The 25,702-nt window shown below is 57.5% G+C and carries 20 protein-coding genes; 9 read left to right on the top strand and 11 right to left on the bottom strand.

The genetic code is table 11. The annotated features are described in order from the left end of the window. Positions 1-100: 100 nt before the first annotated feature. Positions 101-397 carry a BolA family protein gene (locus AOC04_RS04775; RefSeq protein WP_060691388.1) on the bottom strand — a complete coding sequence of 99 codons (297 nt, stop codon included), beginning with the start codon at positions 395-397 and terminating at the stop codon, positions 101-103. 11 nt (positions 398-408) lie between these two features. Continuing rightward, positions 409-924: a DUF2059 domain-containing protein gene (locus AOC04_RS04770; protein ID WP_060691387.1), complete on the bottom strand. Its 516-nt coding sequence runs from the start codon at positions 922-924 to the stop codon at positions 409-411. 193 nt (positions 925-1,117) lie between these two features. On the opposite strand from AOC04_RS04770, the gene AOC04_RS04765 reads away from it, so the two are divergent. Further along, entirely contained in the window at positions 1,118-2,509 is a 1,392-nt protein-coding gene (locus AOC04_RS04765) for a class II fumarate hydratase (RefSeq protein WP_060691386.1), read from the top strand. 101 nt (positions 2,510-2,610) lie between these two features. On the opposite strand, the gene pap is transcribed toward AOC04_RS04765, so the two are convergent. After that, positions 2,611-4,125 carry a polyphosphate:AMP phosphotransferase gene (pap, locus tag AOC04_RS04760; protein ID WP_060691385.1) on the bottom strand — a complete coding sequence of 505 codons (1,515 nt, stop codon included), beginning with the start codon at positions 4,123-4,125 and terminating at the stop codon, positions 2,611-2,613. Between the two features lie 139 nt (positions 4,126-4,264). Here pap and mnmC point away from each other — a divergent pair, with 139 nt between their 5' ends. The 5 genes from mnmC (at position 4,265) to AOC04_RS04735 (ending at position 12,812) form a co-directional block, all read left to right on the top strand. Then, positions 4,265-6,241 carry a bifunctional tRNA (5-methylaminomethyl-2-thiouridine)(34)-methyltransferase MnmC2/FAD-dependent 5-carboxymethylaminomethyl-2-thiouridine(34) oxidoreductase MnmC1 gene (mnmC, locus tag AOC04_RS04755; protein WP_060691384.1) on the top strand — a complete coding sequence of 659 codons (1,977 nt, stop codon included), beginning with the start codon at positions 4,265-4,267 and terminating at the stop codon, positions 6,239-6,241. Positions 6,242-6,614: 373 nt separating this feature from the next. Beyond that, positions 6,615-7,397 (top strand): response regulator transcription factor, encoded by a 783-nt coding sequence (locus tag AOC04_RS04750; RefSeq protein ID WP_060691383.1) that lies wholly within the window; start codon positions 6,615-6,617, stop codon positions 7,395-7,397. Between the two features lie 632 nt (positions 7,398-8,029). After that, entirely contained in the window at positions 8,030-9,802 is a 1,773-nt protein-coding gene (locus AOC04_RS04745; protein WP_060691382.1) for an N-acetylglutaminylglutamine amidotransferase, read from the top strand. A 3-nt stretch (positions 9,803-9,805) separates the two neighbouring features. After that, on the top strand, positions 9,806-11,551 hold the full coding sequence (gene ngg, locus AOC04_RS04740) for an N-acetylglutaminylglutamine synthetase (protein WP_060691381.1): 1,746 nt from the start codon (positions 9,806-9,808) through the stop codon (positions 11,549-11,551). A 73-nt stretch (positions 11,552-11,624) separates the two neighbouring features. After that, positions 11,625-12,812, top strand: coding sequence for an osmoprotectant NAGGN system M42 family peptidase (locus AOC04_RS04735; protein ID WP_060691380.1), 1,188 nt, complete (start codon positions 11,625-11,627; stop codon positions 12,810-12,812). 88 nt (positions 12,813-12,900) lie between these two features. On the opposite strand, the gene cysG is transcribed toward AOC04_RS04735, so the two are convergent. Genes cysG through ftsK form a run of 6 tightly spaced genes read right to left on the bottom strand, consistent with a single transcriptional unit; the run spans position 12,901 to position 20,439 of the window. After that, entirely contained in the window at positions 12,901-14,295 is a 1,395-nt protein-coding gene (gene cysG / locus AOC04_RS04730; protein WP_060691379.1) for a siroheme synthase CysG, read from the bottom strand. Then, positions 14,296-15,576 (bottom strand): serine--tRNA ligase, encoded by a 1,281-nt coding sequence (serS, locus tag AOC04_RS04725; RefSeq protein WP_060691378.1) that lies wholly within the window; start codon positions 15,574-15,576, stop codon positions 14,296-14,298. 16 nt (positions 15,577-15,592) lie between these two features. Continuing rightward, on the bottom strand, positions 15,593-15,967 hold the full coding sequence (gene crcB / locus AOC04_RS04720; protein WP_060691377.1) for a fluoride efflux transporter CrcB: 375 nt from the start codon (positions 15,965-15,967) through the stop codon (positions 15,593-15,595). Further along, positions 15,964-17,289: a replication-associated recombination protein A gene (locus AOC04_RS04715; RefSeq protein WP_060691376.1), complete on the bottom strand. Its 1,326-nt coding sequence runs from the start codon at positions 17,287-17,289 to the stop codon at positions 15,964-15,966. Before AOC04_RS04715 ends, crcB begins: the two co-directional genes overlap by 4 nt. 30 nt (positions 17,290-17,319) lie before the next feature. Continuing rightward, positions 17,320-17,943 (bottom strand): outer membrane lipoprotein periplasmic chaperone LolA, encoded by a 624-nt coding sequence (lolA, locus tag AOC04_RS04710; RefSeq protein ID WP_060691375.1) that lies wholly within the window; start codon positions 17,941-17,943, stop codon positions 17,320-17,322. A 51-nt stretch (positions 17,944-17,994) separates the two neighbouring features. After that, on the bottom strand, positions 17,995-20,439 hold the full coding sequence (gene ftsK / locus AOC04_RS04705; RefSeq protein WP_397457208.1) for a DNA translocase FtsK: 2,445 nt from the start codon (positions 20,437-20,439) through the stop codon (positions 17,995-17,997). A gap of 373 nt (positions 20,440-20,812) precedes the next feature. Here ftsK and aat point away from each other — a divergent pair, with 373 nt between their 5' ends. The 3 genes from aat (at position 20,813) to infA (ending at position 22,680) form a co-directional block, all read left to right on the top strand. Next, positions 20,813-21,493: a leucyl/phenylalanyl-tRNA--protein transferase gene (aat, locus tag AOC04_RS04700; protein ID WP_060691373.1), complete on the top strand. Its 681-nt coding sequence runs from the start codon at positions 20,813-20,815 to the stop codon at positions 21,491-21,493. A gap of 162 nt (positions 21,494-21,655) precedes the next feature. Further along, entirely contained in the window at positions 21,656-22,363 is a 708-nt protein-coding gene (locus tag AOC04_RS04695) for an arginyltransferase (protein WP_060691372.1), read from the top strand. Between the two features lie 98 nt (positions 22,364-22,461). Beyond that, the gene (gene infA, locus AOC04_RS04690) at positions 22,462-22,680 is read left to right on the top strand and encodes a translation initiation factor IF-1 (RefSeq protein WP_002553999.1); all 219 of its coding nucleotides are present in this window, start codon (positions 22,462-22,464) and stop codon (positions 22,678-22,680) included. Positions 22,681-22,839: 159 nt separating this feature from the next. Here the strand turns inward: infA and clpA are convergent, their stop codons facing one another. After that, a complete protein-coding gene (clpA, locus tag AOC04_RS04685; protein WP_060691371.1) occupies positions 22,840-25,110 on the bottom strand; it encodes an ATP-dependent Clp protease ATP-binding subunit ClpA in 2,271 nt (756 codons plus the stop codon). A 29-nt stretch (positions 25,111-25,139) separates the two neighbouring features. Continuing rightward, a complete protein-coding gene (gene clpS / locus AOC04_RS04680; RefSeq protein WP_003447027.1) occupies positions 25,140-25,502 on the bottom strand; it encodes an ATP-dependent Clp protease adapter ClpS in 363 nt (120 codons plus the stop codon). Between the last annotated feature and the right edge of the window lie 200 nt (positions 25,503-25,702).

Here is a 25,702-nt window from a genome sequence, read left to right as displayed (position 1 = left end):
AGGTGGCTACCCTCGTAAAGGGTGAACCGGATGCAAAAAAAAACGCGCCGACTGAGCGGCGCGTTGCGGATTCTAGCAAAAAGCAGGCTTAACAAGCCACTTAGTGCCCACCGCCGGCACAGGTCGGCGAGGCCGGGGCTGTACCGATCTTCGCCCATTCCTCAGGCGTGTAAGTGTGCAAAGCCAGCGCATGGAACTCGCCCATCAAGTCACCCAGGGTGGCGTAGACCTTTTGGTGACGCTTGACGCTGTTGAGCCCGTTGAACTGCTCGCTGACCACCACCGCCTTGAAGTGGGTCTGCAACCCACGGCTGTGCATGTGGCTTTCATCCAGCACGTTCAGGTGCTCGGGGTGCAATGCGCCCAGCGCCGCTTCGATACGATGTTGCATGCTCATTCAGGCTCCGCTTACTTCTTCTTGGCCGGGGCCGCTTTTGGCTCCAGCTGGGCAGTCATGTCTTCCAGCAGTTTGTTGACCACAGGCACCGCACTTTCCAGCTTGGCCTGAGTCATTTGTGCCGATTGCTGAGTCAGCTGCGGCATTTTTTCCAGCACTTTCTTGCCCAGGGGCGATTGATAGAAAGCAACCAGGTCCTTGAGTTCGGATTCGCTGAAGTTGGTGGTGTATAGCTTGACCATGTCAGGCTTCAGTTTGTCCCAGCCGATAGCCTGGTCCAGAGCGGTGTTGGCCTTGGCCTGGTAGGTTTCCAGCAGTGCTTTCTTGGAAGCCGGAGCCTTGGTCTGCTCAAAACGCTGAGCGAACATTTGCTGCACTTGCATGTACACCGGGGTACCCAGCTTGTCGGCATGTGCCAGCTTGAGGAATGTTTCAGCAGTGGCAGCGTGACTGGCGGTATCGGCGAAAACCTGGCCGCTGGCGCAAACCAGAGCTACCGCAGTACAGATGGCGCGAAGACGGGTCATCGAGTTTCCTTTTCTAGCAAGCGAGGACGAACCCCAAGGGCGCCCATTCTGCGCCTAAAAAAGTCCGGCACTCAACCCCGAGTCCGATAGAGACCCTGAACTATCAGATGAAAGCCTCTTAAACCAAAGTTTGAACCTCTATTGCAATTGAACGCCTAAGCTCACTGATCAACCCCTATGGAGAAAGCCCCCGATGAGCCGTACCGAAACCGACAGCCTGGGTGAAGTGAACGTACCGGATGAGGCCTACTGGGGTGCTCAGACCCAGCGCTCGCTGATCAACTTTGCCATCGGCAACGAAAAAATGCCGCTGGCCGTACTTCACGCTCTGGTGTTGATCAAAAAGGCGGCGGCACGGGTCAATGATCGTAATGGAGACTTGCCGGCCGACATCGCCCGCCTGATCGAACAGGCCGCCAATGAGGTACTTGACGGTGAACACGATGATCAGTTTCCTCTGGCGGTGTGGCAAACCGGCAGCGGCACACAAAGCAACATGAACGCCAACGAAGTGATCGCCGGGCGTGCCAACGAACTGGCAGGTAAAGGTCGGGGCGGCAAGTCACCGGTCCACCCTAACGACCACGTCAATCGTTCACAAAGTTCAAACGACTGCTTCCCGACTGCCATGCATATTGCCGTTGCCAAAGCGGTCCACGAGCATCTGCTGCCAGCCATCAACGAGTTGTCCGGCGGCCTCGCCGAGTTGTCGGCGCGGCACATGAAGCTGGTGAAAACCGGCCGCACCCACATGATGGATGCGACCCCGATCACGTTCGGCCAGGAGGTGTCGGCCTACATCGCGCAACTCGATTACGCGCAGAGCGCCATCCTCGCCGCATTACCTGCCGTATATGAACTGGCACAGGGCGGTACGGCGGTGGGGACCGGTCTCAACGCACCTCACGGTTTTGGCGAAGCCATTGCCGCTGAACTGGCAGCGTTGTCGGGATTGCCGTTTGTCACTGCGCCCAATAAATTTGCCGCCTTGTCCGGGCATGAGCCTCTGACCAACCTGTCCGGCGCGCTTAAAACCCTGGCCGTGACCTTGATGAAACTGGCCAACGACTTCCGCTTGCTGGGCTCAGGCCCACGGGCAGGCATAGCTGAAATCAAACTGCCCGCCAATGAACCTGGCAGCTCGATCATGCCGGGCAAGGTCAATCCGACCCAATGCGAAGCCCTGTCGATGCTGGCATGCCAGGTCATGGGCAATGACGTGACTGTCGGCTTTGCCGCCAGCCAGGGCCACCTGCAATTGAACGTGTACAAGCCGGTAATCATTCACAACCTGCTGCAATCGATCCAGTTGCTGGCGGATGGCTGCCGCAACTTCCAGGAACATTGCGTATCCGGGCTTGAGGTCGATGCGCAGAAAATGGCTGAACATCTGGAGCGCGGCCTGATGCTGGTAACGGCCCTGAACCCGCATATCGGTTATGACAAGTCGGCCGAAATTGCGAAAAAGGCCTATGCAGAAAATCTGACCCTGCGCGAAGCCGCTCTGGACCTGGGCTACCTCACTGATGCCGAATTCGATCAGTGGGTGCGTCCTGAAAACATGCTGGGTAACGGTAAACACTGAGCCGGCAGGCCTTTACCTTCGCTCGCGAAGCGAGTTGACGCTGCTGTATAGCTTTGCGGCTATACGCAGCGCCTGCAAACTCATTGCGAGCAAGCCCGCTTCTACTTTTTGGACTTCTTGTTGCGTTTGTCCTGCTTCTCAAAGGCGGCTTCAAGCGCCTCATTGATGGTGCGCAACACCTTGACCCGCGCCCAGCGCTTATCGTTGGCTTCAACCAGAGTCCAGGGCGCTATCTCGGTGCTGGTACGGTCGACCATGTCACACACCGCACTGCGATACAGTTCCCACTTTTCGCGGTTGCGCCAATCCTCTTCGGTAATCTTGAAACGCTTGAACGGGATCTCTTCACGGGCCTGAAAGCGCTCCAACTGGGTCTGCTTATCGATCGCCAACCAGAACTTGACCACGATCACGCCAGCGTCGCGCAGTTGCTCTTCGAAATCGTTGATTTCGCCGTAAGCACGCATCCAGTCAGCCTGGGTACAAAAACCTTCAACCCGCTCCACCAGCACCCGCCCATACCATGACCGGTCAAAAATCGTGAACTTGCCCCGCGCCGGAATTTGTCGCCAAAAACGCCAGAGGTAGGGCTGCGCTCGCTCGTCTTCTGAGGGGGCTGCTATCGGCACGATATTGTACTGGCGAGGGTCCAGTGCCGCTGCCACCCGCCGGATAGAGCCGCCCTTACCCGCCGCATCGTTACCTTCAAACACCGTGATCAACGCATGGCGGCGCATGCGTTTGTCGCGCATAAGCCCCGACAAGCGTGCCTGCTCGGTAATCAGTTGTTCCTGATAATCGTCTTTTTCAAGTTGTTTGTTCAGGTCCAGGCAGTCAAGCAAACTCAAGCCGTCGACGATATCAGGCAGCGGGGGGAAATTACTTGCCCGCGCCCTGGGTTTGGGAGAGTTCAGTACGGCTTGCATGCCCTCCAACAAAATCTTGCCAACGGTCAGGCTGCGGTAGTGGGGATCGACACCCTCCACAATGTTCCACGGGGCGTAGTCACGGCTGGTACGGCGAATGACCCGTTCTCCATAGCGCACAAACTTGTCGTAGGTTTGCGACTGCTGCCAGTCCAGCGGGCTGATGCGCCAACTGTGCAGGGGGTCATCCTTGAGTGCGTTAAGTCGTGCTTTCATCTGTTTTTTGGACAAGTGAAACCAGAATTTGAAAATCAGGGCCCCCTCATCCGACAGCATTTTCTCCAGCCGCTCAGCGCCATTGATTGCCTGATCGAGGACTGCATTCTTGAACACGCCGTGAACCCGCCCCTGGAGCATCTGGCTGTACCAATTGCCGAAGAACACACCCATGCGCCCCTTGGCCGGCAATTGACGCCAGTAGCGCCACGCAGGCGGATGCGCCAGTTCTTCGTCGGTCTGACGGTCAAAGGTACGCACCTCGATCCGTCGCGGATCCATCCACTCGTTAAGTAGTTTGACTGTCTCGCCCTTCCCTGCGCCTTCAATGCCATTGATCAATACGATAACTGCGCAACGCTTTTGCTGTTGCAGATCGTACTGGGCCTCCAGCAAGGCTTCGCGTAAGGCAGGAACTTCCTGATCGTAGGTTTCTTTATCGATAAAGTGGCCGATTTCAGCGGATTCGAACATAGAAAGCTCCCAGGACAGTTGGCACAAGACTAGCGGATAGCTCATCAATGCGCCGGAACAAACCGTATAACCTTGCCATGAATCAATCCCGCTGTTGCTGATCAGCTAGAATGGCCGCCTTGCCGTTGCCGAGCCGCACATGACTACTGAAATGCCCAATGCCCAGATTGACTGGGATGACCAAGGTCGCCCCCATTCGCGGGTGTTTGATGACGTGTATTTTTCGGACAAGTCCGGTCTCGAAGAAACCCGATATGTCTTTATTGAACAAAATGCCCTGCAGGAGCGCTTCAGTGCCTTGCCCGCCAACAGCCAACTGGTTATCGGTGAAACCGGCTTCGGCACAGGATTGAATTTTTTATGCGCCTGGCAGTTGTTTGATCAGGTCGCACACCCTGATGCACGCCTGCACTTCATCAGCGTCGAAAAATACCCGCTGACGCGCGACGACTTGCAGCGCGCGCTCGCCCTGTGGCCCGAACTCGCCACATTCAGCGAACAATTGCTGGCTGCGTATTATGCGATTCATCCCGGGTTTCAAACCCTGACGCTGGCCAATGGGCGAGTAACTCTCACCCTGCTGATTGGCGATGTGCTGGAACAACTGCCGCAACTGGATGCGCGCATTGACGCATGGTTTCTCGACGGTTTTGCTCCGGCAAAAAATCCGCACATGTGGACTCCCGAGCTGTTCGCGCAATTGGCGCGTCTGGCAGCGCCCGATTCGACGATCAGTACCTTCACCAGTACCGGGTGGGTACGGCGTGCGTTGAACGAAGCCGGATTCAAGATGCGTCGAACCCCGGGAATCGGCCACAAGTGGGAAATCCTGCGCGGGACCTTCCCGGGCTTGCCTGAAAGCCCTTCGACGACCTGCGAGATCAAACCCTGGTACGCCCGCCCGCCTCAAGTCAGCGCTGAGCGCAAAGCGCTGGTAATTGGCGGCGGCCTGTCGGGTTGCGCCACTGCCAACAGCCTGGCCCGCCGTGGCTGGCAGGTATGCTTGCTCGAGCGCCACGAGCGGCTGGCCAAAGAGGCCTCGGGTAATCCCCAGGGCGTGCTCTACCTCAAGCTTTCCGCCCACGGCACTACGCTGTCACAAATGATTGTCAGTGGCTTCGGCTACACCCGTCGCTTGCTGGAAAACCTGCAGCGCGGGCGTGACTGGGACGACTGTGGCGTGCTGCAACTGGGCTTTAGCGCCAAGGAAGCCGAGCGTCAGGCACAGCTGGCAGAGGCCTTTCCTCCGGCACTGGTGCATTTGCTTGATCAGCCGCAAGCCCAGGCGCTGGCCGGGATCGAGCTGGCCCATGGTGGACTGTTCTACCCCGAAGGAGGCTGGGTCCACCCTCCTGCGCTTTGCCGGTTCCAGGCTTTGCACCGCAATGTTCAGGTGCTGACTCACCATGACGTGCTGCAACTGCACAAAGTCGAAGACCAGTGGCAGGCATGCCAGGATGACAAAGTGCTGGCCAGTGCTCCGGTGGTGGTGCTCGCCGGTGCAGCGGAGGTCAAGCGTTTCCCGGCCAGCAGCGGGCTGCCGCTCAAACGGATACGCGGGCAAATCACCCAACTGGCCGAAACCACAGACAGCAGCGTGCTCAAGACCGTGGTTTGCGCCGAAGGTTATGTGGCACCCGGCCGGCTCGGCGAACACACCCTGGGGGCCAGTTTCGACTTTCATAATGAAGACTTGAGCACCACCCCCGAAGGCCATCAGGGCAATCTGGACCTGCTTGACGAGATCTCCCCCGACCTGGCGAAACGCCTGGGTGAACAGCTGGACCCCGAATCGCTGCAAGGCTGGGCCGCCTTCCGTTGCACCAGCCCCGACTATTTACCGATCGTGGGCCCGCTGACCGATCCGCAGCTGTTTGCCCAGGCGTATGCCGCATTAAGCAAGGACGCGCGCCAGGTTCCATCGACCCCCTGCCCCTGGCTTGAGGGCCTGTATGTGAACAGCGGTCATGGCTCTCGAGGCCTGATCACCGCACCGCTGTCCGGGGAAATGCTCGCCGCCTGGATTAACGACGAGCCATTGCCCGTGCCTCGCAGCATCGCCGAGGCCTGTCACCCTGCCCGCTTCGCTGTGCGGGCGTTGATCAGAAGGCAGTAGTCATCTTTTAACCGGGCAGCGGTTTAAATACCGCTGCCGCAGCTTTATCAACTATTAAGTGAAGCCTTAGCATTAACTAACTGCCCGCACAATTACCCGTTAAGCCTATCGCAAACGTTTGCAGTCTCTTGCAAGGTTAGTGCGATTAGTTGCCCGCAGCGCCAAAAGTCCTGACCCCCAGAATTCTAAACAGCGGCATGTTCTGGCCGTTCAGCGTGCGCCTCATTTAACACTTGGGGCGGGTAAAAACCCTTAAATATTTCAGCCAGTGCATCGAGTGCTCAATTTTGCCGATGAGTCATACTCAACCTGACCAACTGCACTACAATCGGCTCCCCTGCAAAACTCTAACTCGCCAAACATGGAGTAGCGTGTGACTTTTTCTTCGCCCCAGAAAAAAATACTTGTGGTTGATGACCACCCTTACATTGTCGATGAAATATGCGAGTTCCTCGAAAGCAGTGGTTATGTGTGCGTTCCCTGTCATTCCAGCCGTCAGGCCATTCAGCTTTTCCATGATGATCCTTCAATCAACCTGGTGCTGTGCGATTTGCTCATGCCCGAATACGACGGTGTCGAACTGTTCCAGGCATTGAAACTGATTGCCGGCACGACCCGCGTCTTTGAGGCGATCATGCTGACCGGCTTTGGCGATAAACAGGACGTCATCCGGGCGTTACGCGAAGGGTTCAGTGATTACTATCAGAAGCCGGTAGATCTGAACGAACTTCTGGCAGGCCTGAAACGCCGCGAGAAAGCCCTGCTCGAACGGCAGACAAGTACCCAGCATCTGGGAGATCTGAGCCAGAAGCTTTATACATTGATCGATTCGATCAATGACTTGTCCCAAGATATCGGCCAAGTGCATCTAGCAGACTCCGCTACATCGATGTTTACGAACCGGGGACATTCGACTGCCGAAGCCGCCCCCCCCATTTTCAATCAACTTTCTCCGCGCCAACTTCAAGTTGCACAGCTCGTCAGTACGGGCCAGACAAATTTTCAGATTGCCTGTGAAATGGGAATTACAGAAAACACTGTAAAGCTCTATGTATCACAAGTATTACGCCTGACCGAAACGCGAAACCGGACACAATTGGCACTGGCCCTGACACCGGGTAACTCGCGAACTAACCCGCGTTCTCCTGCCTATTGAGACAATAGGCATAGAGGATGTAAGCCTTTTCTAAAAGAATTAACTCCGCCGAATGTTCCGCTCGACATCTTATATGCCAAGCATAATTTCATACCCGTCACGCCAGTAAAGTACCCGGTTCTTTCGTAAACCGCCGCTATTTGCCCCGCCTCACTAACGATCCCTGCGCCTGACTGGCGAACGTCCACCCCGATTTTTTTGGCCCGCAGCGAAGCAGACGCACGCCAATTCACCGCTGATGCGGACCCCGGATCAGGCTAAACCGGGTGCCCCGGGAAAGGACAAACCACGACCATTCGTAAAGTTTATTGAACGATCGCGCCAGGCAGGGACTCGAAAAACCCGGACTACTTACGGCGGCGCGCTCTGACTGCGCTTTTGCGCCGGAAGGATCGGGAGACAGGTCAGAGCTCTATGTCCGATCCGAAACAGGGCCTGAACGCTACGGGTTCTCAGCACGGTGAATGCCAGGGCCTGGTATTCGTAGACTGCTTTGAACCGATGCCGGCAGATCAACTTTCCCGATGACCGGGAAGAGCTTGAGACCCCCGTCAGCTGCAAAACGGATCACATTTACCGATTTCGTAGCTGGCGTAGCGCAACAGGCCCGGATTCAAAAGGGTTACAGCACCATGTGCGGATTAGCTGGAGAGTTACGTTTTGATCATCAACCTGCCGACCTGGCAGCCATCGAACGCATCACCCATCACCTGGCACCTCGTGGGCCCGACGCCTGGGGCTTTCACAGCCAGGGCCCAATAGCCCTCGGCCACCGCAGGCTGAAAATCATGGACCTGTCAGACGGTTCATCGCAGCCAATGGTCGACAGCCAACTGGGTTTGTCACTGGCGTTCAACGGTGCCATTTATAACTTCCCCGAACTGCGTGCCGAGCTCGAAAACCTGGGCTACGCATTTTATTCGGACGGCGATACCGAAGTACTGCTCAAGGGCTATCACGCCTGGGGCGAAGCGTTACTGCCCAAGCTCAATGGCATGTTTGCCTTTGCCATCTGGGAGCGTGACAGCCAATCGCTGTTCATCGCCCGTGACCGCCTGGGCGTAAAGCCGCTGTACCTGTCGCGGACCGGCGAACGCCTGCGATTTGCCTCGACCCTGCCGGCACTGCTCAAGGGCGGCGATATCAGCCCGATGCTCGACCCGGTTGCACTCAACCACTACCTCAATTTCCATGCCGTGGTGCCCGCCCCGCGCACCCTGATAGCCGGCATCGAAAAACTGCCGCCTGCCACCTGGCTGCGCATCGGCGCCAACGGCCAAACCGAGCAAAAAACCTGGTGGACCCTGCCCTATGGGCCGCACGCCGATGAGGTCAACCTGACCCTGGAAGACTGGCGCGACCGCGTTCTGGACAGCACCCGCGAAGCCGTAGCCATTCGCCAGCGTGCGGCCGTGGATGTTGGCGTGCTGCTCTCGGGCGGCGTCGACTCCAGCTTGCTGGTGGGTTTGCTGCGCGATGTGGGCGTACAGGACTTGTCGACTTTTTCCATCGGCTTTGAAGACGCAGGTGGCGAGCGCGGAGACGAATTCCAGTACTCGGACCTGATCGCCAGACATTACGGCACCCGGCATCACCAACTGCGCATTGGCGAACATGAAATCATCGAGCAACTGCCCGCGGCCTTCCGTGCCATGAGCGAGCCGATGGTCAGCCATGACTGCATCGCGTTTTATTTGCTGTCTCGTGAAGTGGCCAAACATTGCAAGGTGGTACAGAGCGGCCAGGGCGCTGACGAGCTGTTTGCCGGTTATCACTGGTACCCGCAAGTCGACGGCGCCAGCGATCCCTATGCTGCCTACCGCGAGGCCTTCTTTGATCGCAGCTATGACGAATACAAAGCCACAGTGCAACCGCAGTGGCTGACCGCCAATGACGCCGCCGGCGACTATGTCCGCGAGCATTTTGCCCAACCGGGCGCCGACGCCGGGGTAGACAAGGCCTTGCGCCTGGACAGCACCGTGATGCTGGTGGACGACCCGGTCAAACGGGTCGACAACATGACCATGGCCTGGGGCCTTGAAGCCCGCACGCCATTTCTCGATTACCGGCTGGCCGAACTGTCAGCGCGGATTCCGGCCCGGTTCAAACTGCCCGATGGCGGCAAGCAGGTACTCAAGGAAGCCGCACGACTGGTGATCCCCAGTGAAGTGATCGACCGTAAAAAGGGTTACTTTCCGGTGCCCGGCCTCAAGCATCTGCAAGGCAATACCCTTAATTGGGTACGCGACCTGCTGCTGGACCCGAGCCAGGATCGCGGGCTGTTTCAACCGGCCATGCTTGATCAGCTACTGACCAACCCGCAAGGTCAACTGACTCCTCTCAATGGTTCCAAGCTGTGGCAGCTTGCTGCTTTGAACCTGTGGTTGAGCGAACAAGGAATCTAATCAATGAAACCCCTCGCTACGGCTTACAGCCAGCGCTTGTTACGCGGCCAGGCGCCGTCTTATGAACGCCTGCAGGCCCGTTTTGCCGAAGATGGCAGTGAACCGGGCGCAAGCCCCGTGGCCATTCATTGCGGCTGGGGTCGACTGCTGATCGGGCATACATTTCCCGATCCGGCCAGCCTGGCCAATGAGCTACTGAACGAGCAAACCGGCGAGCGCGATATAGCCCTCTATGTAGCAGCGCCCCAGCAAGTCTTGGCGCAATCGCCGCAGCAGCTGTTTCTCGACCCCTCAGACACCCTGCGCCTGTGGTTTACCGACTACCGTCCTGCCACCCGGGTGTTCCGCGGGTTCCGCATCCGCCGAGTGCAAAGTGAGGCTGACTGGAATGCGGTCAACACGCTGTATCAGGCGCGCAATATGCTGCCCGTCGACCCGCAACTGCTTACCGCACGCCACGAGGGCGGGCCGGTGTACTGGATAGCCGAAGATGAAGCCACGGGTTCGGTGATCGGCAGCGTGATGGGTTTGAACCACCACACGGCGTTTCATGACCCTGAAAATGGCAGCAGCCTGTGGTGCCTGGCCGTCGATCCACAGTGTTCACGCCCCGGTGTGGGTGAAGTGCTGGTGCGCCACTTGATCGAGCACTTTATGAGCCGGGGCCTGAGCTATCTCGACCTGTCCGTGCTGCATGACAACGCCCAGGCCAAAAGCCTGTACAGCAAGCTGGGTTTTCGCAACCTGTCGACCTTTACCATCAAACGCAAAAACGGCATCAACCAGCCACTGTTTCTGGGGCCGGGGCCCGAAGCCGGCCTCAACCCCTACGCGCGGATCCTGGTTGAAGAAGCCTACAAACGCGGGATCGATGTTCAAATTGATGACGCTGAAGCCGGGTTTTTTACCCTCAGCCACGGCGGCCGGCGGATCCGTTGCCGCGAATCACTCAGTGATCTGACCAGCGCTATCAGCATGAGCCTGTGTCAGGACAAATGCATGACCCACAAAGTCTTGAGCCAGTCAGGGCTGAACGTGCCGAGCCAGCAGCTGGCGAGCGACGCCGATGACAATCTGGCGTTTCTGGAGCGGCACTCCCGTGTGGTGGTCAAACCTGTGGATGGCGAACAGGGCAATGGCGTTGCGGTGGATCTGCAAACCATCGAACAGGTGCAGCAGGCCATCGAAACGGCACGTGCCTTTGATAATCGGGTGTTGCTCGAAAGCTTCCATGAAGGACTTGATCTGCGCATTGTGGTGATTGGCTTTGAAGTGGTCGCCGCCGCCATCCGCCGACCCGCACAAGTGATTGGTGATGGACTGCACCGCGTTGACCAGCTGATTGAAGCGCAAAGCCGCCGTCGCCAGGCGGCTACCCAGGGTGAAAGCCGCATTCCCATGGATGGCGAAACCCTGCGCGCGGTACAAGCGGCCGGCTTCGAATACGACAGCATTTTGCCGACGGCCCAAGTATTGAACGTGCGCCGAACGGCCAACCTGCATACCGGTGGCTGCCTTGAAGACGTGACCGACATCCTGCACCCGGTGCTGGCTGACGCGGCGATCCGCGCAGCGCGAGCGCTGGATATTCCGGTGGTCGGCCTGGACTTGATGGTGCTGGCCGCCGATCAACCCGAGTACGTATTTATCGAAGCCAATGAACGGGCCGGACTGGCCAATCATGAGCCTCAACCGACCGCCGAACGCTTCATTGATTTGTTATTCCCACACAGTCAGCCGGCCCCCTGACCCGCCGCCGCTGAACGTCACCCGGAGCCTGGCGCATGCTTGCAACGCGTCAGGCCTCACCTCAGGAGTCTTTATGAATCACACCATCCCTGAACCCGATCTCGACTACCTGCAACGGGTACTTCTGGAAATGCTCGCCATTCCCAGCCCTACCGGTTTTACCGACACCATCGTGCGCTATGTAGCCGAACGCCTGGACGAACTGGGCATTCCTTTCGAACTGACCCGCCGCGGCACCTTGCGCGCGACCCTCAAAGGCCAGAAAAACAGCCCGGATCGCGCCGTCTCCGCGCACCTGGACACCATCGGGGCCAGCGTACGGGCCATCAAGGACAACGGCCGGTTGGTGCTGGCGCCCGTAGGTTGCTGGTCCAGCCGCTTTGCCGAAGGCAGCCGCGTCAGTCTGTTTACCGACAATGGCGTGATTCGCGGCAGTGTCCTGCCGCTTATGGCTTCAGGCCATGCCTTTAATACAGGGGTGGATGAACTACCGATCAGTTGGGACCACATTGAGTTACGGCTGGATGCTTACTGCGCAACCCGGGCGGACTGTGACTCCCTGGGCGTCAACATTGGCGACTACGTAGCGTTTGACCCTTTGCCGGAATTCACCGAGAGCGGCCATATCAGTGCCCGGCATCTGGACGACAAGGCGGGAGTTGCGGCGCTGCTCGCGGCCTTGAAAGCGATTGTGGACAGCGGCGTACAGCCGCTGATTGACTGTCATCCACTGTTCACCATTACCGAAGAAACCGGCAGCGGTGCGGCAGCGGCTTTGCCATGGGATGTAAGTGAGTTCGTCGGAATCGACATTGCCCCGGTGGCACCGGGTCAGCACTCCAGCGAACACGCCGTGAGTGTGGCCATGCAGGATTCGGGAGGGCCGTACGACTACCACTTGTCACGGCACTTGCTGGGGCTGGCCGCAGAGAATGAGCTGCCAGTGCGCCGCGATATGTTCCGCTACTACTTCAGCGATGCCCATTCAGCGGTGACCGCCGGACATGACATTCGTTGCGCCTTGCTGGCATTTGGCTGTGACGCGACCCACGGATATGAGCGTACCCATATCGACAGCCTGGCGGCGTTAAGCCGTTTGCTCGGCGCTTATATCCTGAGCCCGCCGGTATTTGCCAGTGATGCGCAACCTGCGCAAGGCTCCCTGGATCGCTTCAGTCACCAGATTGAGCATGATGCACAAATGGAAAGCGATACCCGGGTACCGTCAGTAGAGAGCCTGGTGGGAGATAACCGCAGCTGAGTAAACGCAGACCACCTGTAGGAGCGAGCTGTATGTGACTGAGCTGGACAGCTCGCGAGGCAAGCTCGCTCCTACAGGAAATTGGCGTTTATACCTGAGATTGTGCGCCTTCGAACCATGCAAGCTTCTTACGCAGCAACACCACTTCGCCCACAATCACCAGCGTGGGTGCGTGAACTTCGTGATCGGCGACCAGCTTGGGCAAGTCACTCAGGGTGCCGGTAAACACCCGCTGATTGGACGTGGTGCCTTGCTGGATCAGCGCAGCCGGGGTGTCAGGCGAGCGACCATGGGCGATCAGTTGTTCGCAGATGATCGGCAAGCCGACCAGCCCCATATAAAACACCAGGGTTTGCGCCGGGGCGACCAGGTCACTCCAGGGCAAATTGCTGGTGCCATCCTTCAGATGCCCCGTCACAAAACGCACAGACTGCGCGTAGTCGCGATGGGTCAACGGTATCCCGGCGTAGGCCGAACAACCGCTGGCTGCCGTGATCCCCGGCACCACCTGGAACGCAATGCCATGGGCCGCCAACTCTTCGATCTCTTCACCACCACGACCAAAGATAAACGGATCACCCCCCTTGAGCCGGACGACACGCTTGCCTTGCCTGGCCAAATCCACCAGTTGCCGGTTGATCTGGTCTTGCGGTACCGCATGGTCGGCGCGCCGCTTGCCTACATAAATTCGCTCGGCATCGCGACGACACAGCTCAAGAATCGCCGGTGCCACCAAACGGTCGTACAGCACCACATCCGCTTGCTGCATCAGCCGCAGGGCACGAAAGGTCAGCAGGTCCGGATCACCCGGCCCGGCACCCACCAGGTAAACCTCACCGGTAGTGACCGTTGCTTCGCCGTTGATCTTGGCCAGCAGCAAACGTTCGGCTTCAGCGCCCTGCCCGGCCAGTTGCCGATCAGCAATCGGACCCTGAAATACGTCTTCCCAGAACCCGCGACGCTGTTGCACATCAGGGAACAGGCCTTTGACCTGCGCGCGAAAACGCGCCGCAAGACCGGCCAGTTGACCGTATGTAGAAGGAATCCAGGTTTCAATCTTGGCGCGAATCAAGCGCGCCAGAACTGGCGCGTCGCCACCACTGGAAACAGCAATCACTAGCGGAGAACGATCAACGATCGCCGGGAAAATCACGCTGCACAAGGCAGGCGCATCCACCACATTGACCGGCACACAGCGACGATGGGCATCAGCGGAGACTTGCGCATTGAGCGGTTCATCGTCGGTGGCAGCAATGATCAGGACACACCCTTCAAGGTCTGCCTCAACATAGCCGCGCAGCACCTGCTCGCCGCCGCTGCTGTTTATCAATTCGCACAGCTGGGGTTCTATCTGGGGTGCGACAACCCGCAGTAGCGCACCGGCATCGGCCAGCAGCCGGGATTTGCGCAAGGCAATCTCCCCGCCACCGACCACCAATACACGGCTGCCACGCAGGTTATGAAACAGCGGCAGAAACTCCATTTAACCGATGACCTCAATGCCGCCCATGTATGGCTTGAGTACTTCCGGCACACGGATCGAGCCGTCTGCCTGCTGGTAGTTTTCCAGCACGGCAACCAGGGTACGGCCTACAGCCAGACCGGAACCGTTAAGGGTGTGAACCAGTTCAGGCTTGCCGGTTTCCGGGCTACGGAAACGCGCTTGCATGCGGCGGGCCTGGAAATCGCCACAGTTGGAGCACGACGAAATCTCGCGGTACTTGTCCTGGCTCGGGATCCACACTTCCAGATCGTAGGTCTTGACTGCGCTGAAGCCCATGTCGCCGGTGCACAACGCCAGCGTGCGGTATGGCAGTTCAAGCAGCTGCAACACTTTTTCAGCGTTGGCGACCAGACCTTCCAGCGCCTGCATGGAAGTGGAAGGCTCAACGATCTGGACCATCTCTACCTTGTCGAACTGGTGCTGACGAATCATGCCGCGGGTATCGCGACCCGATGCTCCAGCCTCGCTGCGGAAGCACGGCGTGTGCGCCACAAACTTGATCGGCAGGGATTTGTGCTCGACGATTTCGCCGGCAACGATGTTGGTCAACGTCACTTCTGCGGTCGGGATCAGATAAAAATCAGCTTCACCTTCGCGGCTGATCTTGAACAACTCTTCTTCGAACTTCGGCAACTGGCCGGTGCCTTGCAGTGCAGGCGCCTGAACCAGGTAAGGCGTGTATGCCTCTTCGTAGCCATGTTCGCCGGTGTGCAGGTTGATCATGAACTGCGCCAGTGCGCGGTGCAGGCGAGCGATGGGCCCGCGCAACAAGGCAAAGCGGGCGCCGGACAATTTGGCGGCGGTTTCAAAATCCAGCCAGCCGTATTGCTCGCCGAGAGCGACATGGTCCTTGATTTCAAAATCAAAGGTCGTCGGCGTGCCCCAGCGGCGGATTTCGACGTTATCGTCTTCATCGGCACCCACCGGTACGGAAGCGTCCGGCAGGTTCGGCAGACTCAACAGAATCGAATCCAGCTCGGTCTGAATCGCATCCAGCTCAACCTTGCCACTGGCCAGATCGCTGCCCATGGTTTCAACACTGGCCATCAGCGGTGCGATATCTTCGCCGCGAGCCTTGGCCTGGCCAATGCTTTTGGAGATGGCATTACGCTCGGCCTGGAGCTTCTCGGTCAGGGTCTGGACTTCTTTACGCTTGGCTTCCAGCGCGTCGATGCGCGCCACGTCCAGCTTGTAGCCACGGGATGCCAGGCGATCCGCTACGTCCTGCAGGTTGGTACGTAACAGTTTGGAATCGAGCATGTCGGTTTCTCGTTTATCAAAGTTTGGTCAGGGACAGGCCAGCCCAGGTTGCGAGCAGCCCGCCGAACACGCTGAGGGCTGCATAACCCAGTGCCAATGGCACTTGCCCGCTTTCAAGCAGGCGCACCGTGTCCAGTGAAAAGGATGAAAAAGTGGTCAAACCGCCCAGAAAACCCACTATCAGTCCGGCTCGGACTTCAATCGGCACTTCGGGGCGTATCAGAAAAAGTCCGTACAGGACGCCAATCAGAAGGCAGCCCACGATATTAACGGCCAATGTCGCGGTATAGAAGTGCCTGGGCCAATTGGCATTGATCCAGTTACCCGTAGCGAAACGCAACAAAGTGCCAGCGATGCCCCCCACAGACACGGCAGCGATCAGTGGAATCAAGGTTTTCTCCGCTGTTTTGGGCTCGCTTGATCAAGCGCTGCCAGGTGTTTGAGTTTTTCGCCTATTTTAAGCTCCAGCCCGCGCGGGACCGGTTGATAGAGCTGCAATGGCTCCAGCTCGTCTGGAAAGTAGTCTTCGCCGGCGGCATAGGCATCAGGCTCATCATGGGCGTAACGATATTCGTCGCCATAACCCAGTTGTTTCATCAGTTTGGTCGGCGCATTGCGCAAATGCAGCGGCACTTCACGCGAACCGTCTTCGGCAACAGCGCGCCGTGCGGCCTTGAAGGCCATGTACACCGCGTTGCTCTTGGGCGCGCAAGCCAGATAAGTGATGGCCTGCGCCACGGCCAGCTCGCCTTCCGGGCTGCCCAGGCGTTCTTGCACGTCCCAGGCTGCCAGACACAGGCTCAAGGCCCGCGGATCGGCGTTACCGATATCTTCACTGGCCATGCGTACAACGCGTCGGGCGATATACAGCGGATCGCAGCCGCCATCGATCATTCGCGCAAACCAGTACAACGAGGCATCCGGATTGGAGCCGCGTACCGATTTATGCAAGGCCGAGATCTGGTCGTAAAAAGCCTCGCCGCCCTTGTCAAAGCGACGCTGGCTGTCGCCCAGGAGGCTGTGCAGCAAATCGGTACCGATTTCGCTGTTGTCTTCAGCCAGATCCGAGGCGTTCTCGAGCAGGTTGAGCAAGCGCCGGCCATCGCCGTCGGCGGCACGCAGCAAAGTCTGGAAACCTTCATCGGCAAGGGTCAGACCGCGCTTGCCCAGGCCCTTGTCTTCCGTCAATGCGCGCTGCACCAGCTTGAGCATGGCCGCTTCATCGAGACTTTTGAGTACGTACACCCGCGCCCGCGACAGCAATGCATTGTTCAATTCAAAGGAAGGGTTTTCAGTGGTGGCACCAATGAAAATCAAGGTGCCATCTTCGACGTAGGGTAAAAACGCATCCTGCTGCGACTTGTTGAAGCGATGCACTTCGTCGACAAACAGGATGGTCCGACGCCCGTACTGGCCGGCTTGCTGCTTTGCGATTTCAACCGCCTGGCGGATTTCTTTCACCCCTGCCAGAACTGCCGAAACCGTTTCAAAATGCGCATCCGAAACTTCGGCCAGCAGTCGCGCCAGGGTGGTTTTCCCCACGCCCGGCGGGCCCCAGAAAATCATCGAATGCAGTGCGCCCTGCTCCAGCGCTTCACGCAGGGGCTTGCCGCGCGCCAGCAGGTGTTCCTGACCGACGTACTCGTCCAGATTGGCCGCGCGCAGGCGGGCAGCCAGGGGTTGAGCGATGGGAGCACTTCGAAACAAATCCATGGGCAGCGTTTGAAACCTCTTGATCCAGGATTATTCCTGGATGACATCAGCCCCTTTGGGGATATCGAACTTGAATTTTGCAGCCGGGATCGGCTCGTTGGCCTTTACACCACTGAACAGGATGTCAGTGCGCTGACCCACGCTGTCGACCAGACGCATGTTGTTGATCACGCCGTTACGGAACGACAGGTTCAGTGAGTCAAACAGGGTGTCTTTGGTTTTCGGTTTGAGCGTGAAGTCGATCACCCCACCTGCCTGCTTTGAAGTGATATCGAAACTTTCGCTGATTTTCGACACATCACCCGACAACAGCAAGGCCGGAGTCTGAGTCAGGCGCTGATCAAGCTTTTTGATCGTAGCCTGCTCAAGATCTGGGTCCCACAAGGTGACTTTCTGGCCATCGGAAACCATGGTCTGTTCTTGTGGCGCATTGGTGTGCCAGTAGAACAGCCCAGGACGTTGCAAGGCCATTTCGCCTGCGGTCTCCTGCAACTGAGTACCGCCACCATCAAGGGTCAACTGTGAAAAATTGGCAGTCAGGGTTTTCGACTTTTCCAGAAGGTTGGTCAAACTCTGAACATCGGGCTGGGCAGCACTGGCCGAAAATGCAGTAAAGGCCAATACAGGCAGCAAAAGCATGCTGACAAAACGCATGGAAATCCTCATTGATTAGTTGAACGCTGCTCGCGAATGCCTAGAGGCAAATCAATCGCGCATTGGGGCCGGCGCCAACACTTCGCGCGAGCCATTGGTATTCATTGAGGTTACAACCCCGGCCATTTCCATGGACTCGATCATACGAGCGGCCCGGTTATAACCAATTTTCAGCTTGCGCTGCACTGCAGATATCGAGGCACGACGGCTTTCGAGTACAAACTGAACCGCCTCGTCATACAACGCATCGGTTTCAGCGTCGTCACTGCCCTCGCTGCTGCCGCCATCAAAGCCGCTACCCGGCTCTTCAACGCCGGCCAGGATGTCATCGTTGTAATCAGGGCTGCCACGCAGTTTCCAGGCTTCAACCACCCGGTGCACTTCTTCGTCAGACACGAACGCGCCGTGTACACGAATCGGCAGGCTGGTGCCGGGCGGCATGTAGAGCATGTCACCATGGCCCAGCAGTTGCTCGGCCCCCCCCTGATCGATGATGGTGCGCGAATCGATCTTGCTCGACACCTGGAACGCCATACGGGTCGGAATGTTGGCCTTGATCAGACCGGTGATCACATCCACCGACGGGCGCTGAGTGGCGAGGATCAGGTGGATGCCCGCAGCACGGGCTTTCTGGGCGATCCGGGCAATGAGTTCTTCAACCTTCTTGCCGACGATCATCATCATGTCGGCAAACTCGTCGACCACCACTACGATGGTGGGCAATTTGACCAGCAGCGGCGCTTCGTCATGGATGCTTTCACGCTTGTACAGCGGATCGGTCAGCGGTTCGCCGGCAGCCTGGGCATCCTTGATTTTCTGGTTGAAGCCCGCGAGGTTTCGTACACCCATCTTGGCCATCAACTTGTAGCGCCGCTCCATCTCGGCAACGCTCCAGCGCAGGGCGTTAGCGGCATCTTTCATGTCCGTTACCACCGGACACAACAAATGCGGAATGCCTTCATAGATCGACAGTTCAAGCATTTTCGGGTCGATCATGATCAGCTTGGCGTCTTCCGGGCCTGACTTGAACAAAATCGACAAAATCATGGCGTTCACACCTACGGACTTACCGGAACCGGTCGTACCGGCAACCAGCAAGTGCGGCATCTTCGCCAGGTCGGTAATGACCGGCTTGCCACCGATGTCATGACCCAAGGCCAGAGTGACAGGCGACTTGGCGTCATCAAATTCGGGGGTCGACAGCACTTCAGAGAACCGCACGATCTGGCGGTCTTCGTTGGGGATCTCGATGCCCACTGTGGTTTTGCCCGGAATGACTTCAACCACCCGAACACTGGTCACGGCCAGCGAGCGCGCCAAGTCTTTGGCCAGGTTGGCAATACGGCTGACCTTGACCCCGGCCGCCGGCTGAATTTCGTAACGGGTAATCACCGGCCCCGGGTGGATCGAATCCACCGACACCTCGACCCCGAACTCCTTGAGTTTGATTTCAAGCAGATGGCCAACAGCTGCAAGGGATTCAGGGGAGTAATTGAGTTGTTTCTTCTCGGCCGGGTCAAGAATTGAGATGGGTGGCAATGTGCCTTCAACCGCGCTGTCGACAAACAACGGAGCCTGCTTCTCTTTTTGTACCCGTTTGCTCGGCTCTGGTGCTTTGGCCGGCGCCGGTGCGATAACTGCCGGCACGTGCTTTTCACGCTCGGACATGTGTTTGGTCAAAGCCTGCTCGCGCTCGATCAAGCGCTCCTTGGCTTTGGCCTGCTCACGTTTGTCGGAGACGCTAGGGGCGACCACTTCATTGACCCGGGTATCGACTTCACGCAATTGGGCGACAAGCTGTTTGCGCTCGTTGCGGTCCGACCACCAGCGATTGGCGGCCCCCTGGATCAACTCAAACAGATCGAGGGTGATTTTGCCGGTCACGTCCATGACCTTGAACCAGGACAGATCAGTGAACACCGTCAGGCCGAACAGGAACAATGCAATCAGCAGCAAGGTGCTGCCCTGGATGTTCAGAGCGTTTTTGGCCAGATCACCAAGGCTTTCGCCCAGCGCGCCACCCGCGCCGGCCGGCAGACCCGAGGCCGAGTGGAAGTGAATATGGGCCAGGGCAGCGCCAGAGAGCACCAGAAATATCAGGCCGACCAGGCGCCAGGAGAACAGCAGGCCGCTCCACTGCCAGGGCTGATGGCGCTCACGGAAGATCTGAAAGGCCTTGATCGCCAGCAGCAAAGGGAAGATGTAGGCAAAGTATCCGAGCACCATAAACAGGATGTCAGCGCTGTAGGAACCTGCCGGTCCGCCGAAGTTCTGCACATCGACGACACGGCTGTTATGGCTCCAGCCAGGATCGTCCTTGCCGTAGGTCAGCAGGGCCATCATCAAAAACAGGCATAGGGCGCCAATAGCGATCAGTGCACCTTCCTTGAGCCGGTAGTGCAATTGCTGACGCCAGAGAGGAACTGCTTTGGGTGCTGCTGTGGATTTCTTCAAAACGGGTCTTTTCCTGCGCCTGTGGCGCGCCCAACTATTAATTGACTGAATTGACTGCAAAGTCCTGCCCGGCTTGAGCAGATGACAAGTTCCGACATGAAACTGGACTAGCGCTGTACATAGCCTTGTACTATTACCCGCAGTTGCTTGCAGCGACATCCGTGCAGTCTAGATCAGCTCAAACAGGCGGGCCATTGTACGGGTTTAAGCCGCTGATGCCACGCTGGCTCCAGACACGGGTAAAATCATTCCGCGACAGGTCCGAAGGCGCCAATTTGAGCATGTATTGCCTTTTGTGACAAAGACTTATACCAGCGTCAAAACACAGCTTACATTTAACTGGCAGATCGACTGAGACCGCATTTGCGCGACAGAGTTGCAGCCGCCCTCCCCTTCTTCTGCAAGACGGATTGCCATGCTGACCTGGTTAAAACGCGACACCCTGACATTCCCCCCACTGAACAAAGCCATGCGCGAGCCCAACGGGCTTTTGGCCGCTGGCGGCGATCTATCGGCCGACCGCCTGATCCAGGCTTACCGCCACGGCTGCTTCCCGTGGTTTTCCGAAGGCCAACCCATTCTCTGGTGGTCGCCAGATCCCCGCACCGTCCTGCTACCCGAGGAACTGCATGTATCGCGCAGCCTCGGCAAACTTTTGCGCCAGCAACGCTATCAAGTCAGCTTTGATCGCGACTTCGCCAGTGTCATTCAGGCGTGTGCCGCACCACGAAGCTATGCGGACGGGACTTGGATTACCGATGAAATGCAAAATGCTTACATCGAGCTTCACGCCCGTGGCTTCGCCCATTCGGTTGAAATTTGGGATAACGGTGAACTGGTCGGCGGCCTGTACGGACTAGCAATGGGCCAGCTTTTTTTTGGCGAGTCCATGTTCAGTCGTGCCGATAACGCTTCAAAATTCGGCTTTGCGACGCTGGTCAGGCACCTCCAGGCCTGGGGCTTCGTACTGATTGATTGCCAGATGCCCACCGGCCATCTGGAAAGCCTGGGCGCGCGCTCAATCCCGCGCCAGCAGTTTGCCGAGTACTTGCGCGATCACCTGGACCAGCCCACTGCAGCACAATGGGTTGTGTAGTCGCTGTCGAGGCAGGAGGGTGTAATGACCCGAAGACCGGTCATTGCTCCAGCCCAGAGACCGAGAGCCCCTGCAGAAGTCACAGCGATTACCCGATGTGTTTTCAGGCGGGTTTTGCCCACTGGCTTACACTTAATTCAAAAGATTTCCCGAGGGCCCATCATGACCGAGCTGGCGCGTTTGAAGTTTTATGCCACTCAACCTCACGTTTGCAGCTACCTGCCCGACGAACAAGCCACCACGCTGTTCCTCGATCCCAGCCAGCCGATGGATGTGCAGGTCTATGCCGACTTGTCCGAGATGGGCTTTCGGCGCAGTGGTGATCATCTCTATCGCCCGCATTGCCTGAAATGCGATGCGTGTACGCCGGCGCGCATTCCCGTCGCCCGGTTTATGCCCAACCGTCAGCAAAAACGTATTTTCAAGCGCAATGCCGACTTGCAGGTACAAGCCGTAAACCCCGTTTTCAGCGAAGAGAATTTTGCTCTTTACCAGCGCTACATTGAGCAGCGACATGCCGATGGCGACATGTATCCACCGAGCCGCGATCAGTTTTCGACTTTTTTGGTGCGCGACCTGCCGTTCTCCAAATTCTATGAGTTTCGCCTGGACGGACGCTTGCTGGCGGTCGCCGTGACAGACGTGCTGCCCAATGGTTTATCGGCGGTCTACACCTTCTACGATCCGGCCGAAGAGCGCCGCAGTCTGGGGCGTTACGGGATTCTCTGGCAGATCGGCGAAGCCCGGCGTCTGGGGCTTGACGCGCTGTATCTGGGGTACTGGATCAAGAACTGCAAAAAGATGAATTACAAGACTGAATATCGGCCAATTGAGCTGCTGATAAATCAGAGATGGAGCACTGTTAACTGAACCCTTGGCTTAAACCCCATTTTTCGGGCACAATGCACGCCGCTTTTGCCTGGCGCAGTTGCACCGGGCCATTCATTGGACACCGAGGGCTTTACTGCATGTCGAAAGAAGACAGCTTCGAAATGGAAGGCACTGTCGTCGACACCCTGCCCAACACCATGTTTCGCGTGGAGTTGGAAAATGGGCACGTCGTAACCGCGCATATTTCCGGCAAGATGCGCAAGAATTACATTCGTATTCTTACCGGTGACAAAGTGCGCGTCGAGCTGACGCCCTATGACTTGAGCAAAGGGCGTATCACTTACCGCGCTCGTTAATCAAGTCAATACAAAACGCCCGGTTCGCCGGGCGTTTTTGTGTGTCCGCGATTTGCCCCCCCCCGCAGGAACGAGCTTGCCTCGCGATGCAGCCCCCACAAACAGTCCACGCATAAAAAAAAGCGCCTCTCGGCGCTTTTTTTATGCAGCAACTTCAGATCAAGCCATTTCGACCGCAGTTTCAAACTCAAAGGTCAGCTCGCCGTCTTTCAGGTCGATGTGTACCACACCGCCATGCTCGGCCAACTCACCAAAGAGAATCTCTTCAGCCAATGGACGCTTGATCTTGTCCTGGATCAAACGCGCCATCGGGCGTGCCCCCATCAGCGCATCGTAGCCGCCAGCTGCCAACCAGCCTCGCGCCTCGTCCGACACCACCAGCTGCACGTGCTTGTCGTCCAGTTGCGCCTGCAGTTCGGTAAGGAACTTGTCCACCACATGCTTGATAACCTCATGGCTGAGGCGACCAAATTGAATGATGGTGTCCAGGCGGTTACGGAACTCCGGAGTGAAGCTCTTCTTGATCGCTTCCATTGCATCGGACGCATGGTCCTGAATCGTGAAACCGATTGAAGCCCGCGAAGCTGTCTCGGCGCCCGCATTGGTGGTCATGATTACGATCACGTTGCGAAAGTCGGCCTTGCGCCCGTTGTTATCGGTCAGCGTACCGTGATCCATGACCTGCAACAGCAGGTTAAAGACCTCTGGGTGAGCCTTCTCGATCTCATCGAGCAGCAGCACGCAATGCGGCTGCTTGGTAATGGCTTCCGTGAGCAAGCCGCCCTGGTCGAAGCCCACGTAGCCCGGAGGTGCACCGATCAAACGCGATACGGTGTGGCGCTCCATGTACTCGGACATGTCGAAACGCACCAGTTCGATCCCCAAAGCCTTGGCCAGCTGGCGTGCAGCTTCGGTTTTACCGACCCCGGTCGGCCCTGCAAACAGGAACGAGCCAACAGGTTTGTCGGGGGACTTGAGACCGGCACGGGAAAGCTTGATCGCCGTCGACAACGAATCAATCGCTGCGTCCTGACCGAACACGGTCATTCTCAGGTCCCGCTCCAGATTACGCAGCAGCTCTTTGTCCGAGCTGGACACATGCTTTGGAGGAATACGTGCGATTTTCGCAACGATATCTTCGACCTGTGCCACCTCGATACGCTTGACGCGCTTCTCGATTGGCTGCAAGCGTTGATAGGCACCCGCTTCGTCGATGACATCAATGGCCTTGTCCGGCATGTGCCGGTCATTGATGTAGCGTGAAGCCAGTTCAGCGGCGGCGCGCAAGGCCTCATCACTGTATTCGATACCGTGATGCTGCTCAAAACGCCCCTTGAGGCCACGCAGGATACCAATGGTGTCTTCAACCGAAGGTTCGGACACATCGACTTTCTGGAAGCGGCGCGCCAGGGCACGGTCTTTTTCGAAGATCCCGCGAAATTCCTGGAACGTCGTCGAACCGATGCAGCGGATATCACCCGAGGACAATAGCGGCTTAAGCAGATTGGAGGCGTCCATCACGCCACCGGAAGCAGCTCCGGCACCAATAATGGTATGGATCTCATCGATGAACAAAATCGCATGCGGGCGTTTTTTCAGCTCGCCGAGCAGCGCCTTGAAACGCTTCTCGAAATCGCCACGGTACTTGGTACCTGCCAGCAAGGCACCGAGATCAAGGGAGTAGACGATGCTGTTAGCCAGCAGATCAGGCACTTGATTGTCGACAATGCGCTTGGCCAGGCCTTCGGCAATTGCGGTTTTGCCCACACCGGCCTCACCGACCAGCAACGGGTTGTTTTTGCGGCGACGCGCCAGGATCTGAGCAACACGCTCAACCTCCATTTCGCGCCCCACCAGAGGATCGATGCGACCCTGACGAGCCAGCTCGTTCAAGTTACTGGCATAGGCATCCAGCGGATTGCTTGAGGACGACGACTCGCCACCCTCTTCGTCCTGCATTTCATGATCGCCGTCGGAGTGATCGCCCTGCCCCGGCACTTTGGAAATGCCATGGGCAATAAAGTTGACGACATCAATACGCGCAACGCTCTGCTGCTTGAGCAGAAACACGGCCTGGCTTTCTTGTTCGCTGAAAATCGCTACCAGTACATTGGCACCGGTGACTTCACGCTTGCCAGAACTTTGAACGTGGAATACGGCACGCTGCAAGACGCGCTGAAAGCCCAGAGTTGGCTGGGTTTCGCGATCTTCGTCATGCACAGGGATCAGGGGAGTAGTGGAATCAATAAACTCTTGCAGGTCATGCTTGAGTTTGTCGAGGTTTGCGCCACAGGCGCGTAGAACGGTTGCGGCCGCCTCATTATCCAGGAGCGCAAGAAGGAGGTGCTCAACCGTCATGAACTCATGACGCTTGGAGCGCGCTTCCTTGAAGGCCAGATTGAGGGTGACTTCGAGCTCGCGATTTAACATGGCTTCACCTCATACCCAAGTGGTCGGCGTTAACCGTCCTTCTCGATTTCACAGAGTAGCGGATGCTGGCTTTCGCGTGCGTACTGGTTTACCTGCGCCGCCTTGGTCTCGGCAATGTCGCGGGTATAGATGCCGCACACAGCCCGTCCTTCTGTATGGACGGCCAGCATGACCTTGGTCGCCAATTCGCGATTCAAGTTAAAGAACACCTCAAGAATTTCTACAACGAAATCCATGGGTGTGTAGTCATCGTTGAACAAAACCACCTTGTACATAGGCGGCGCCTGGAGCGCAGGCTTAGCCTCTTGCACAGCCAAGCCAGCGGAGTCTTCGCCATCAAAATCGGGCTGATCCTGATTGAATGTTAGTCGAGTCTGGCTGATTGCATGCATGGAAAGAAAGGTTCGTTGTTGAGCGATTACAGTGATGGAGGCAAACGTGTCAAATTTCAACAGCGCCGCCGCGTGACCTTGACTATCGGTAAAACGGTGTTACAACCAATGCAACCCACAGTGGGGAGTAAAGGTCCGCGCAGTCAACCATATTTGATGGTTAATGTGCGAGTGAACTGGATGATACTCCAGTGATGGAG

Source organism: Pseudomonas versuta (assembly GCF_001294575.1).
GTDB lineage: Bacteria > Pseudomonadota > Gammaproteobacteria > Pseudomonadales > Pseudomonadaceae > Aquipseudomonas > Aquipseudomonas versuta.
Note: the sequence above shows the minus strand (reverse complement) of the source record. Positions and strands in the feature narration are given on the sequence as shown.